The sequence below is a fragment of the Gimesia maris genome (assembly GCF_008298035.1).
GTDB classification, from domain to species: domain Bacteria; phylum Planctomycetota; class Planctomycetia; order Planctomycetales; family Planctomycetaceae; genus Gimesia; species Gimesia maris.
The window spans coordinates 6,399,315-6,412,485 of sequence record NZ_CP042910.1; the positions used below are offsets into that span (position 1 = coordinate 6,399,315).

A 13,171-nucleotide genomic window follows, 5' to 3' on the forward strand; every position below is an offset into this window, starting at 1 on the left:
GTATCACCGCTGCAGCAGACCTGCAATTCGCAGGGCCTAGTTTTCCGATTTTTTCACTTTTGCCTTCACACATCGTAACCCCAGTGCAGGACTGACAGTAGTTGCGGTCACCCTGTTACGAAAGGCGGAACGCAGTTGTTCGAAGCGGTCCGTCCAGGCGCCGCCGCGCACGACAACAGGCTGATCATCGGTTCTCGAGCCCCAGACGCTGCCATCTCCGGGCGCATTTTCATAGCTGTCATGCCAGGGATCGGCGACGAACTCCCACAGATATCCATGCATGTCATACAGACCCCATGGATTCGGCTTCAGAGCCCCCACAGGCGGGTCATTTCCTGCGGCATTCCCGGTATGCCATGCATATTCGTCCAGAATACGGGCCTGTTTGTCCTCATCCCCCGGTTTCTGTGGCTGATTACCAAAACTGTATTCCGTGTTCGTCCCGGCCCGGCAGCAGTACTCCCACTCGGCTTCGCTGGGTAGACGAATCTCTTCTTCCGCCGCAATCAGCTTCGCTTTCCTTAATTCGGCTGTCAGTTTGGCGCAGAATTCTCTGGCAGTCTTCCAGTCAAACATTTCCGCCGAATTGCGTGGGCCTCCCCAGCGGCTGGGATTGTTGCCCATCACAGCCTGATACAGATTCTGAGGGACTTCGTATCGACTCATCCAGAAATCGTCTGACATTGTAACTTTATGAACAGGTCTTTCTGCAGGTTCCCCTGTTGTGGATCCCATTTGAAATGACCGGGGAAACTTCCCTTTTCCGGGTGTGATCGGCACCAGCTCTTTGACAAACACTTTGAACAACTCTGATTTTCCACCAGAGTCTGCAGGGGATGCAGCCGGTTTTTCAGCTGCAGACAGTGTTGTCAGCCCGCACAGCATGAAACACGTAAGAGTGACCAGGGCAACCTTTTGCCAGGCCCAGACGGCTTTTTTGAATTCGTTCATATGCTTCACTACTGGTTCAGATTTTGTTAGGGTACAACTGCAACCACATTTTACCAGTTCTGCATTGATTTCGAAAGCAGAGAGGGCGTCTGAACCAGCATACCAGGCGAACTCAGTATGCTGTTGATTGCCGATCGATTCCTGTTTCACTGTCAGGTTATTTATTTGAGTCAGGTCATTTCATGTCAGAGTCCCCGCACATAATTCCACGCAGCATCGATTTAGTGTCGCACCAGGAATGTCGGCTGGTTGTGGTTGATGTTCAGGAAAAACTTCTGCCGGTTATTCCGGATGCCAACCAGCTGACACATCGTATCCGACAACTGCTCCAGGCAGCCCGCCTGTTTGAAATCCCGCTGTACTGTTCTGAACAATATCCCAAAGGTCTGGGTTCCACTGTACCCGAGTTGGCAGATTTGCTGCCGGCTCCCCGAGAAAAACTGCGATTCAGCGCCGCCGCATGTTTAAGCTGGGAAACCGCTGCCAACACTGTCGACAGCCGCACCCGTATCGTGCTGACCGGAATTGAAGCGCACATTTGCGTGCAGCAGACGGCTCTGGATTTGTTAGCCGCCGGCTATCGCGTTATCATTCCGGTAGATGCGATCGCCAGTCGGAATCAGCTGGACTGGGAAACGGCAATCAGACGCATGGAAAACTCAGGTGCCTGCATCACAACCACCGAATCCATTCTGTTTGAATGGTGTGAGGTCGCTGGCACACCGGAATTCAAACAGATCAGTCGTCTGGTAACTGAAAAACAGTAACCGTCAATCAGAGAAATCAATCTATTTTGAGTCCTTCAGTTCATAAAGAGCCACTCTCATGACAATCGAACATCATATCCCTCCCGCCATTCATCCTCCCCGTCGTACTCTGATGGGACCGGGTCCCAGTGATGTCGCCGCCAGTGTGCTGGCTGCGCTGGGAGCACCAACCGTGGGACACCTCGACCCCTATTTTCTGAAGGTGATGGATGAAGTTCAGGACATGCTGCGGAATATTTTTCATACCACCAATGAACTCACACTCGCTGTGAGCGGCACAGGGAGTGCCGGTATGGAAGCCTGTGTGGTCAATCTGCTGGAACCGGGTGACAAAATCGTTGTCTGTACGAATGGCGTGTTTGGTGGCCGGATGGCCGATGTGGCAGGTCGGATTGGTGCGGAAGTCGTACAGATTCATCGTCCGTTTGGTGAAGTCTTCTCTGTTGAAGAAGTAATGGATGTCCTGCAGAAAGAGAAACCCAAAGTTCTGGGCATCGTACACGCGGAAACATCCACGGGTGCTGCCCAGTCACTCAAAGAGATTTCAGAAGCAGTTCACGAAGCAGATGCACTGCTGCTTGTCGACTGTGTCACGTCGCTCGGCGGAATGCCGGTTAAAATTGATGAATGGAATATCGACGCCGCCTACAGCGGGACGCAAAAATGCCTGAGTTGTCCTCCCGGGCTGTCTCCCGTGACCTTCAGTTCCCGGGCTGTCGCCGCCATGGATGCACGAAAAACCAAGGTTTCCAGCTGGTATCTGGACATGTCGATGGTCCGTTCCTACTGGGGCGATTCACGCGCCTATCACCATACTGCACCGATTAACATGAATTTCGGCCTGCATCAGGCACTACGCCTGGTCCTCGAAGAGGGGATGGAAAACCGCTATTCGCGTCATTACGCCAACCATTGTGCCCTCAAAGCGGGCCTGAACGCGATGGGAATTGAATTTGCGGTTGCGGAAGACCACCAGCTCCCCATGTTAAACGCCGTGAAAATCCCGGATGGCGTGGACGACGCTGCAATCCGCGGTCAGTTACTGAAACGGTTCGGCATTGAAATTGGTGGCGGACTGGGACCTATGAAAGGCAAAACCTGGCGTATTGGCCTGATGGGAGAAAGCAGTCAGAGCACCCATGTGCTGCTGTTCCTGGCGGCCCTGGAACAGTGCCTGCTGCATGCTGGCTACCAGCTCACTCCTGGCGCCGGTGTCGCTGCTGCAAATGATTTTTACCGCACAACGATTACAGACTGAACTTCAGACTGCAGGAACTTTGAGTTTCTCTTCAATTCCCAGGCTGATTTTTTAATGAGACCGGTCTGGATTTCCGATTCCTAAGATACGACTCTCATATGACTTGCTGTCCGATGAAAGTCGCGGTATAGTGAAAACAGATCAAGACGTCATGCGTCTGTGTTCGAGTGAGAAATTTTTCGAACATTCTCACGAATTTTGTGTCGAATGAGTGGCAATCGAGAAAATGATCGCCTAGAATTTCCGACCACCTGTAAGGGGCCGTAGCTCAATTGGTTAGAGTACCGGACTGTCGATCCGGGGGTTGCGGGTTCAAGTCCCGTCGGCCTCGCTTACAACGCTCGTTGTCATTCTTGACAGCGAGCGTTTTTTTGTGCGCGCAGGATCCCATATATCTCAAACTGCAGGCTCCTAATCCTCTGGAACCAATCGGAGAGTAAAATAATGTCGATCTCGAATTGTTAACGGTATGATAAGATCAAAATGAATTCTTAATCTCTTATACAAATCTGAGAACAGTAGAAGAGACGAGATGTTAACAGATCAGCCAGTTTGGCTTTCTTCCGTATGCGAACGGGTCAAAACCCAATGCGATCAAGCGTGGGATTCTTTTGTTGTCGGCGAACAGGCTTGGGATACCCCAATGGGTGAGTTGGTCGCTTCATTTTTGAAGCATGGGGGACCGAAGGCAGAATTACAGCTTATCTGGCTGATGATGTTTGCAACACGCAGAGTGCTTCCCTGCTGGCAGATCTATTGTGACACTTCTGAACCGATTGAAACGGTCAATGTCATTCGAAACTGGTTAATTGCACCACAACCGCAAGACTGGTCAAAATTCATTACACCGGCAGAGCCTGCTTATCAAGGGGTACCGATAGTAGACTGCCGGCAGTGCGATACCAGTGCTGTTGCTTCCGCAGCCGCCAAAGCGGCGGAGTTCATTAAACACCGTAACCCGCTTGCAGTGATCGAGTCACTTGGTGACGCAGATGCCGCGATAGATCAGTCACCGTTGCAAGCAGGGAACCATTACCGCGAATGGTTTATTAATGTGGCGATTCCGACTGCTTACCTGCAACGGGACTTGACGACAGATGAGCAATCAGCTTTTCTGGATTATAACATCGATGAGGTTCTCAAAAATTCGTCTAAGGGTGAAACATAAAGTAACAGTGTCCCCAGCGAGGATTTTCGTCTTGAAAAACATTACACCATTCTGGATGATCTGATTCCCGGTATCAATCACTTTCAAAGAAACGAGATGACGGAGTGAGACAATGAGACTGTCACAGTTTTTCCCCACTGTCGCTCATGTATTCTACGCGAGACCTCGATTGACAGCTTATCGGTGTCTAATACGATGCGAATCTGATTCGTCCACTTCTTTCGGATCATCAATCAATCGAACCAGGTATATGAATGGAGTCAGCACACCATGCAAACGGTATTAATCACAGGAGCGTCCGCCGGATTCGGAAAGCTGGTAGCGGAAAAATTGCTGGCCAAAGGATACACCGTCTATGCCGCCGCCCGTCGGGTCGAGAAGATGCGCGACCTGGAATCCCTGGGCGCGCATATCATGCATATGGATGTGACGGATACCGAATCGGTCAACGCAGGTGTCGCGAAGGTGATCGAAGAACAGCAGCGCATTGACGTGCTGTTCAACAACGCGGGCTACGGTTCGTATGGCACGATTGAAGATGTGCCCCTGGAGGAGATTCAGCGTCAATACGATGTCAACGTGTTCGGCATGGGCCGACTCGTACAGGCCGTGCTGCCGCAGATGCGGAAACAGGGCTCCGGACGAATCATCAACACCGCGTCGGTCGTCGGCCATGTCTCGACCGCGGTACTGGGCTGGTATGCATCGACGAAGCACGCAGTCGAAGCGTTCTCCGATGCGCTGCGGATGGAAGTCAAAGGGCTGGGTATTGATGTTGTCGTGATCGAGCCGGGGGCCGTCAAAACCGAATTTGACGAAGTCGCGTTCGCTACGCTGGACAGCCTGGACCATGCGGAAGATTACAAACCACTGGTCGCCGCCTTTCGCAAATTCACCGGCGATCTTTACTCAAAAAGTCCGGGGCCGGAGAGTACTGCGAACGCGGTGATCAAAGCCATCGAAGCGAAGAAGCCCAAAACCCGGTACGCGACCACCCTGGATGCCAAACTGCTCCCCCGGGTCAAACGACTCTTCAGCGATAAACTGTTTGATAAGATTGTCCTGAGCCAGATGAAGTAGGACTCTATCTTCCCGATTTTCCCTAAGACCGAAATCGCTCTACTCAGCCAGCAGCTTCTTCCCGATCGTAGCCGCGACTGTCCTCTCGTTGCGCAGGGATGCGAACCATTCCCCTATACAAAAACCTGATACCTGATCGCCTGCGATCCCATGTCTGGCAATCAGGACAATTCTCTGGCAGGTTTAAGATCGAGTTGTTCGCTGATCATCCAGTCGTGTGATCGCCCATCAGCAGAATCGCTTTCGATTTCAGACATCCTGTCGCACTTTAGTCGATTTTGGTGGTATTTTTTTAGTTGGCATAGCCTTTGCATTTCTCTTCCAGTGTGGCCAGGAACGAAACCACTAACTACTCGAAACAAATATGGAAGGAATTGAAATGTTACGCCGAAGTATAAAAGTATTAGCAGCTGCCGCCGTATTGGGGATCAGCCCCGCATTGCTGACCGCGCAGGCTCCGTTGGAAGATGCCGGCGCACAACTGGAATCGCAGTCGAAGGCTGCGGGACAGGTGACGAACCCTGCCCCCAAAGTACCGGGAAAAAATGTCAGGATTGATGCCAATTCAGAGTTGGACTCCAAATCTCAGTTGAATAACAGACAGCTGGATGCCAAGTCAAAACTGGATGCAAAATCACAGTTGGAATCGGATTCACCTCTGAAGTCCATGAATGAGTCGGACGCTGGTGTGGACGCCAAAGCCAAAGGGAATGCCCGTGGCCTGCAGACTCCACCACAAACCCCCGATGCTGCCGACGGTGCCATTCAAAGCACTCCCGGTAATGTGGAGATGAGGGGAAAAGTTCAAGGGGATGCTGATTTGGATGTAGATGGAAATCAACCTCTGCGTCATCAGACCAATCGCCCACAGACTTTTGACAACCAGACCAATACAGATATTGATGATTTCGTGCGGCAGGGAACCGCTCATCTGGATATTGATGATGCGACCCGTGCCCGCTATCGTCACCACAATGGTCACTGGTGGTACAAGACTGAGCAGGGTGCCTGGTTAATTCATAATAATGGTCAGTGGGAATCATTTGATCCTGTGACTTATCGTAGCCCCGGTCAGCCTATGGACCAGAATTATTACCAGGACGATGACAACTATCAGTCCAGCAACTATTACGATGACGGAAGTTATTACCAGGGCGGTACCTATTACGATCCCGGCTATAATAACAATGGTTATGGTCGCAATTACTACCGGGGTAACCGATCCCGTAACAACTACTACAACGATCGTGGTTATGGACGCGGTTATTACAATAACCGGGGAAATAGATTCAATGGTCGTTATGGTAGTGGCTATCGCGGTTTGAATCGTGATCAACGTCAAGGTGCTGCCATCGGTGCCGGCATCGGAGGTGCCATCGGCGGTAACCGTGGTGCAGCCATCGGAGCTGGAATTGGTGCTGGCGTTGCCGACTAATAATCCAGCGAACAAAATTGATTGAGAAATAAGGAACTATTTCCTGACCGCAATACTGAATGATGGAGTGAGGTATTGCTCTCGAAGCAGGCCAGCAGATGCCCCTCTGCTGGCCTGCTTATTTTTGCGCGCTGAGATAAATCACTCCAAGACGGCAAGCGTTTTATTACTTATCCCTGATGAATTCATCCACGTGGATGGTAAAATAATAACCGGTCAGTGGTGTCGGCTTGCCGGTTTGCGGGTCACTCCTCGTTTTCAGTTGTAACTGGACACGTTCTGCCAGTTCTTTAATCATGTGTGCGCGTACCTTCGTTTTTCCGTCAACCGTAGTACTTGCCAATGAAACCAGCAGATCGGGTCGACCTGTTTTACCTTCAGACGGAATGTAAAGCGAAATGGAATTGATGGGTTTCAATTTTCCTTCATCGGCAATATCCAGAACCACGGTCACATGACCAGTACCATGATCGACGACGGACAGCTCATATTTAAGTCCGAGTTCTTCCTTCGACTGACCGATTTCAAACTCAATCGCCCAGGTATGCTGTCCTGTCAACAATAGTCCCAGAAAACCAAAAAGCATCGTGACCTGTTTGCGTGTCGGCATCGTTTCTCCTCCCCTGATAACATGACTGGTTTCAATTAAGAAATTTACCTTTCCCGCGTCTTCAGGAACTGGCTGATCTGCTTAAGCGTTTCCTGATGCTGTTTTTCCGCCTTCGATTTGTCTGGTGCTGTCTCAATGATTTTGATCGTCTCTGCCAGACGTTTTTTCAACGCTGCATCATCGGTATCGAGCCTGGACTTCAGGTCTGGCAGCAGCGGGGTCGCTTTTTTCCCAAACACAGCCAGCGCCCCGGCGGCATTCAGTCGAACCCAGACTTCGTTGTCGTCCAGCAGTTTCGCAATGGCATTCATATTACTGGAACTGTAGGGATTGAGTCGCGCCAGTAGCCCCGCGTCCCAGCCACGCACGGTAATATCGGAACTGGTCAGCCCCCCGGAAAACCGTTTTTCCAGATCTGTCAGTTCCAACAGAGTCACACCAGCGGGAATTTTGAGTTGGTCCAGCGGGATTGTCTCGTCGATATAGATACTGAGCATCGGGTAGGGGTTCCAGATCTTTTCGCCTTGATCTTTCTTTGCGATGACCCGAGCAATGCCGCCCACCAGATGCAGATCCCAATGGAAGGGGATCGTTTTTGTCTGTCGAAATGACTTTGTGGAAGCGGGGCCGGGACGCAGGACAACCTCATGCTGCTGCTGATTCGTGGCGGCGAATTTCTGCAAAACATCGTTCAGCGCATCAATATCGCCGCGGTAATAAGCGTACTCGTTTCCATTCACCCAGACATGATAGACGCGGCTCTCATGATTGATGACCGACATAATCCCGGGCCAGTCCTTGTAATTCAACGCGTTTAACGGTTGATTACCAAACGATTCTTGCCCCATAGCCCGGACGAGGGAAGTCATACAGCTTACCACCAACAGGACAGACAATGAAACCAGAAAGACGCGTCGCATGGCAGGACCTCCTGAAATGAGGAAATTAGGATCATTGCCTGAAGTGACGTTCGCCGGGAGGTCTTAGTTGCAAAGATTCAGACCAGATACCGGATTTTCAGGTTTTTATCTCAGCGCGGAGTAAATGACGTTCCGCACGATTGAGAAAAACCTGAAATATTCCGTCGAATCATGGCTCAGGTATGATCTGTTTCACCCAGGCCGCATTTTTAATCTTGCCGTCGTATTGATTGCCGGACTCATCGTGGGCGACATTGCCCGTGCCTTCGTCGAAGTGATAGAGTACCAGGGTGTCCTTGTCTGGCTTGAAGCGATGGGCTGGTTCAAAGTCCTCTGAATAACGGGCGACTTTGGAAATACGAACTTCGTCGATCGCGCCTTTAAAAAACTGGTGAGGCAGACCTGTGCCGTTCGGGTCTGCACCAATCATGAAATCATGGGGTGAGGCCACATGTTTTAAGGTCGTTTCATTAACCGACTCCTGCTTTTTCCCATTGACGAACAGCAGGACATTTTTGCCATCGAAAACCGCAGCCAGATGAACCGGTTTGTCATGCTCCGCCTCTGCATCAGACACGACCGAGGCATAACCGGCGTTTGACTTGCGACCTTCATTGAAGTGCACCATCCAGTGACCGCCCGAATAATGAATGCCCACCCCCGCCAACTGCAGATTGGCCACTACGGACGCACGAATGTAGTTGTCATCCCGCGTCTCAGGTTTGGCCCAGGCTTCCAGCGTAATCGGATGATCGCCGTCATACCGCAACTTCGGGATGATCACCTGGCCTTTGCCTTGAAACTCCAGACTGGATTTGCCTGCCTCTGCTTTGGAGTTAACTTCCCCCTGAACAGGCAACAGAGTAAAGTGAACGGGCAGGAAGATCAAAAGCATCAGAAACAAGGGGCGAACGGACATTTTCCAGTTCCCTTCTGGTGAAACGACAAGACAGAACATACTGAACAACCATCCTAGCCTGTTTTAAATCGGTCCTGCCAGACTAAAATCTTTTTTTGGTTGAAAATAATTGACATTATACTTGTCGAACACGTACCAGCTGCAACCTATGCCTTCTCCGAATAAAAAACAATGAGTCACAGACCAGTACAGCCAAGCGGGCCTTATCATGATTTCTGGATATTTGCAGAAAGCGCTCGCGCGTACTCAGATTATGATGATTTACTGAGTCGCAAAGATGCGCCCGTGCGTGTTCCCGATGATCTGCTTCGTTATTTTAACGACTGTTTCAACTGGATTCCCACACTAAACCCCGCAGTCTCCAATCAGAAGCAAACCGGCCTCGGTTTTAATTATTATGGCCTGACTATCGTCAACAAACAGGGAGCGGAAAACTGGGAACGGATTCTATTTCATCTCAAAGAGCTTTATCAAGGTGCCCCCGATCTCATCCATCTGACCGGTCCCTGGACCACTGATCCACCAACCCATTCTTCAACTGCCGGCTACTATGAAGTGCTCGAAATCAAAAAAACATGGATAATCTCTGTGCTGACGACACTTCACGAATTTGCCCGACAGGCTTCCACTGGCTCTCATTATGTGCTGCACCTCGGAATGTAATTCAATGGCGATACATGGCATTGGCGAGTAAACCAAAGACAACGGCAGAAGCCAGCAGGTAGAGACTGCCTCCCACAGCTTCCGCATTAAAAAACGCCATCACAGATCCGATGATCCCGATAAAACCTGTCAGAACTCCGCCAAAATAGACCAGTCCCGCTTCTGCAGAACCACGTTGTTTTTCTGCTTTGTGTGCTTCGGAATCCATGTCCGTTTTCCTCATGTTGAAATCAAACTGGTAACATTTTTCTACTTTTGTTCTTCGGTCACAACAGGCTGATCTGATTTTGCATCGCCTCCTGAGCCTCCCACCTGGAACGCGATTCCAAAGCAGAGCCCCGCCAACAGGACGGAAATGGGAATCGAATACACTCTCAACAGGTTGGCGATGGAGATTCGCTGCAACAGATCACCGGGCAGTTCCATGCCCATATCCTGTTCGCCATCCCAGCCCCGATCCAGGGCGGCCTGGCGAAATTCGCCTTCCGTTTTCCAGATGAAACCGAACATCGCCAGAATTAAAAATCCTGTCATGAAAGCAGCAATCAGATACTTCATCTTAAACGGCTCCTTGACTGAGATTCAGGACTCGTCGGTTTCGTGCTGATTCTTTTTGCCGGGTTTGACATCCGGGGGCTGATGATCAGAATAGAGTTGTTTGATGTGGACTTTGGGGTCGCCGGTAATCAGTCGCGAGCGGCGGGTTTTCCAGATGTAGTTCCAGCACCAGTCAAGCATGACTTTGAAACGATTGCGAAATCCGACCAGGAACATGACGTGGAGAATGTTCCAGGAGATCCAGCCCAGAATGCCGCCATAATGGATTTTGCCGATCGCGGCGATCGCATTTCCACGACCGATCATCGCCATGGAACCTTTGTCATAATAACTGAACTGCGGCCGCTCTTGCGGTGCGTTCCCATTGAGTTCCTGTTTGATAATGTCCGCGACGAAACGACCGGTCTGAATAGCGCCCTGCGCCAGACCGGGCACCGGTTTACCGGTTTTCGCATCAGTCGCATGCGCGGCGTCTCCGACCACAAACACTTCGGGGTGGCCGGGAATCGACATATCCGGCCCCACAACGATTCGGCTGCCTCGATCGACTTCAGTGTCCAGTGTTTTCGCCAGATCCTGTCCCTGTACGCCCGCGGCCCAGAAGACGTTCTCGGCATTAATCGTTTCCTCGCCGATTTTCACGCCATCTTCGGTCACATCGGTTACGTGCACATTCAGATGGATTTCCACCCCCATCTTTTCCAGTACCTGCTGAGCGCGGGCGCTCAAATCTTCGGGCATGGGCCCCACCAGTCGCGAACCGCCATCAACGAGAATCACGCGGGCCATATCACAGTGTATATTTCGAAATTCACGGGGCAGGGTTTCAGACGCGACTTCTTTGATGGCGCCAGCCAGTTCGACTCCCGTCGGTCCCCCTCCGACAACCACAAACGTCAGAATCTTGCGGCGGGCTTCTTCATCGGCTTCCCATTCCGCTTCTTCAAACGCGAGATAGAGCCGCCTGCGGATTTCCAGCGCATCATCAATCGACTTCAATCCCGGTGCATGCACACGATATTCATCGTGACCGAAATACGACTGCCGGGCACCGGTGGCGATGACCAGGTAATCGTAGTCGAGTTCGCCGCCATCAAAGCAGACCAGCTTTTTATCAAAGTCAATCGCGGTGACTTCCCCTAACGCGACGTGCACATTCTTCTGCTTCCAGAGAATCTTACGAATGGGAGCCGCGATATTTGCCGGGTCCAGTTCGCCCGTCGCCACCTGGTACAGCAGGGGCTGAAACAGGTGATAATTCCGCTTGTCAATCAGATCGATTTCGACCGCTTCATTTTTGAATGCTTTGGCAACATTGATACCGCCAAACCCGCCTCCGATGATGACGATTCGCGGCAGGACCTTAGAAGTCTGATTCATGGTGATCTCAGTTTCTGGAGTAAGTAAAGCAGCGCAGAATTCGGGGGAACATCAGTCGGTGTCTGTCAGTCGAAAACATGCCCGTGATCATAGCGTTCGTCGATGCCTGCCGCTTCGGTCAGAGCGGCGACATTGGACTTCGTAAAGAAGCCCTCGTATTTGTGGCAGCGTTCGACATATTCGGTAATCAGAATCGAATACTGGGAATGTTTGGAGAATATCTGTTTCAGATTGGGTTCATCCAGGCATTCCCCGACGACATGTGCCAGGAACGGAATGCCTCGGTCTTTGAGAGTCTGCACGACGTAATCCACATTCTTTTCGCCGCCGCGATGATCGCCGTCGAGCACTTCATAGGCAATATGATGGAGTCGGCGTCCGTAATTGCGGACGAAGTCTTCGGTGGGCATGGGTAGATTTTCGAAGGAGTTCACGAAGGAGGGTGTATTGTTGGCAGTGAAGACTTTGGCGGGTGATTTTTTATCGTTATCGACATAGCCGTTCCGCGTTACATTCGTGGAAGAGTTCATCTCCGAAATATTGTAAGCGCCCCAGAAGTAATGGTTGGACATGGTCAGAAATTCGAGGATGGCATCTTCCCGTTCGCCGGCCAGAATCCGGGTGGCCAGATGGTCGACGCCCAGCACCAGTTTATTCAGCTGATGCGCTTCGCCAAACGCGAGCACCTGGTTCAGCGACTCCATAACTTCGGGTGCCAGTTCGAACGGTTTTCCCAGCTGAAGTACGTCGTAGTCGTCGATGTCTTCTTGAGTATAGCCGACCCGGTTACAGGTGAAATCGGAAGGGAAGGTGAATACAAAATGCGCATCGGTAAAGAACGGATTTTTGGTTTCGTGATGATAATTGAAGCGGACACTGTGTGACTCAAGTGTGCTCCGCGTTTCGTTGACATCTTTGGTACTGAAGATTTCACCGATGTAACGGGCGTTAGGCTTTTTGCTGGAGAGTGGATAGAGCCGATTGAACATGGTGATTTCGTCGGCGTAGTCCTTCTCCAGCGGTTCCAGGATGAACATCCGCGGATAATCGGGATGCGAAGTCAGGATATATACATTATGCGTATTATTTCTGAAAGCAGCAGAAAAACGATAAGGGCTCATCAGGTAAAGTTCATGCAGATAAGGCAGGACTTCTCCCGTTTCCACCTGCAGCACCATGCCACGCATGGTACCGAGCAGGTCTTCGATGCCACTGGACTTGCGACGTTCGAAAATCTTCATCCGGTAGTCTTCAAAAAACTCGGAGTTCTTTTTGTCGCCGCCCGGTTGATACTCTAATGTATTGATACTCACTGGAATCATCCCTTTCCTGAAACTGTGATGCATTTGATTTTCTGGTTTGAATATACCTGAAAGGAACTGCCGTCGCCGCGACTCCCTTAACCGGTTTCGTAGACTGCAGCAGACCTTATGTTACCGCACAAAATCGGATTTGTAATGTT

At 50.9% G+C, this 13,171-nt stretch carries 14 protein-coding genes and 1 tRNA gene; 7 read left to right on the top strand and 8 right to left on the bottom strand.

Going from position 1 to position 13,171, the window contains the following annotated elements; genetic code table 11:
* Window positions 1-36: 36 nt before the first annotated feature.
* On the bottom strand, window positions 37-951 hold the full coding sequence (locus GmarT_RS23730) for a formylglycine-generating enzyme family protein (RefSeq protein ID WP_149303325.1): 915 nt from the start codon (window positions 949-951) through the stop codon (window positions 37-39).
* Window positions 952-1,133: 182 nt separating this feature from the next.
* Here GmarT_RS23730 and GmarT_RS23735 point away from each other — a divergent pair, with 182 nt between their 5' ends.
* From GmarT_RS23735 to GmarT_RS23760, 6 genes are all read left to right on the top strand, one after another.
* Entirely contained in the window at window positions 1,134-1,718 is a 585-nt protein-coding gene (locus tag GmarT_RS23735) for an isochorismatase family protein (protein ID WP_044239022.1), read from the top strand.
* Window positions 1,719-1,776: 58 nt separating this feature from the next.
* A complete protein-coding gene (locus GmarT_RS23740) occupies window positions 1,777-2,976 on the top strand; it encodes a pyridoxal-phosphate-dependent aminotransferase family protein (protein WP_002647729.1) in 1,200 nt (399 codons plus the stop codon).
* A 257-nt stretch (window positions 2,977-3,233) separates the two neighbouring features.
* Window positions 3,234-3,307 (top strand) — tRNA-Asp (locus tag GmarT_RS23745).
* A gap of 201 nt (window positions 3,308-3,508) precedes the next feature.
* Complete coding sequence (locus GmarT_RS23750; protein ID WP_002647728.1) at window positions 3,509-4,144, top strand: hypothetical protein; 636 nt, start codon at window positions 3,509-3,511, stop codon at window positions 4,142-4,144.
* Window positions 4,145-4,414: 270 nt separating this feature from the next.
* Window positions 4,415-5,224 (top strand): oxidoreductase, encoded by an 810-nt coding sequence (locus GmarT_RS23755; protein ID WP_149303327.1) that lies wholly within the window; start codon window positions 4,415-4,417, stop codon window positions 5,222-5,224.
* A gap of 379 nt (window positions 5,225-5,603) precedes the next feature.
* Complete coding sequence (locus GmarT_RS23760; RefSeq protein WP_149303329.1) at window positions 5,604-6,659, top strand: hypothetical protein; 1,056 nt, start codon at window positions 5,604-5,606, stop codon at window positions 6,657-6,659.
* Between the two features lie 166 nt (window positions 6,660-6,825).
* Here GmarT_RS23760 and GmarT_RS23765 read toward each other — a convergent pair whose 3' ends face one another.
* The 3 genes from GmarT_RS23765 to GmarT_RS23775 all read right to left on the bottom strand — a co-directional run bounded on the left by GmarT_RS23765 (window position 6,826) and on the right by GmarT_RS23775 (window position 9,108).
* Window positions 6,826-7,269, bottom strand: a complete 444-nt coding sequence (locus GmarT_RS23765) for a hypothetical protein (RefSeq protein ID WP_002647724.1) — start codon at window positions 7,267-7,269, stop codon at window positions 6,826-6,828.
* Between the two features lie 44 nt (window positions 7,270-7,313).
* Window positions 7,314-8,189 (bottom strand): HEAT repeat domain-containing protein, encoded by an 876-nt coding sequence (locus tag GmarT_RS23770; RefSeq protein WP_002647723.1) that lies wholly within the window; start codon window positions 8,187-8,189, stop codon window positions 7,314-7,316.
* Window positions 8,190-8,358: 169 nt separating this feature from the next.
* The gene (locus GmarT_RS23775; protein WP_002647722.1) at window positions 8,359-9,108 is read right to left on the bottom strand and encodes a LamG domain-containing protein; all 750 of its coding nucleotides are present in this window, start codon (window positions 9,106-9,108) and stop codon (window positions 8,359-8,361) included.
* A gap of 171 nt (window positions 9,109-9,279) precedes the next feature.
* Between GmarT_RS23775 and GmarT_RS23780 the strand changes: the two genes are divergently transcribed.
* Window positions 9,280-9,771 (top strand): hypothetical protein, encoded by a 492-nt coding sequence (locus tag GmarT_RS23780; protein WP_002647721.1) that lies wholly within the window; start codon window positions 9,280-9,282, stop codon window positions 9,769-9,771.
* 1 nt (window position 9,772) lies between these two features.
* Here the strand turns inward: GmarT_RS23780 and GmarT_RS23785 are convergent, their stop codons facing one another.
* From GmarT_RS23785 to GmarT_RS23800, 4 genes are all read right to left on the bottom strand, one after another.
* Complete coding sequence (locus tag GmarT_RS23785) at window positions 9,773-9,979, bottom strand: hypothetical protein (RefSeq protein WP_002647720.1); 207 nt, start codon at window positions 9,977-9,979, stop codon at window positions 9,773-9,775.
* 41 nt (window positions 9,980-10,020) lie between these two features.
* Entirely contained in the window at window positions 10,021-10,329 is a 309-nt protein-coding gene (locus tag GmarT_RS23790; protein WP_002647719.1) for a hypothetical protein, read from the bottom strand.
* 24 nt (window positions 10,330-10,353) lie between these two features.
* Window positions 10,354-11,709, bottom strand: a complete 1,356-nt coding sequence (locus GmarT_RS23795) for an NAD(P)/FAD-dependent oxidoreductase (protein WP_002647718.1) — start codon at window positions 11,707-11,709, stop codon at window positions 10,354-10,356.
* 65 nt (window positions 11,710-11,774) lie between these two features.
* Window positions 11,775-13,031, bottom strand: a complete 1,257-nt coding sequence (locus tag GmarT_RS23800) for a hypothetical protein (RefSeq protein ID WP_149303331.1) — start codon at window positions 13,029-13,031, stop codon at window positions 11,775-11,777.
* Window positions 13,032-13,171 lie beyond the last annotated feature (140 nt).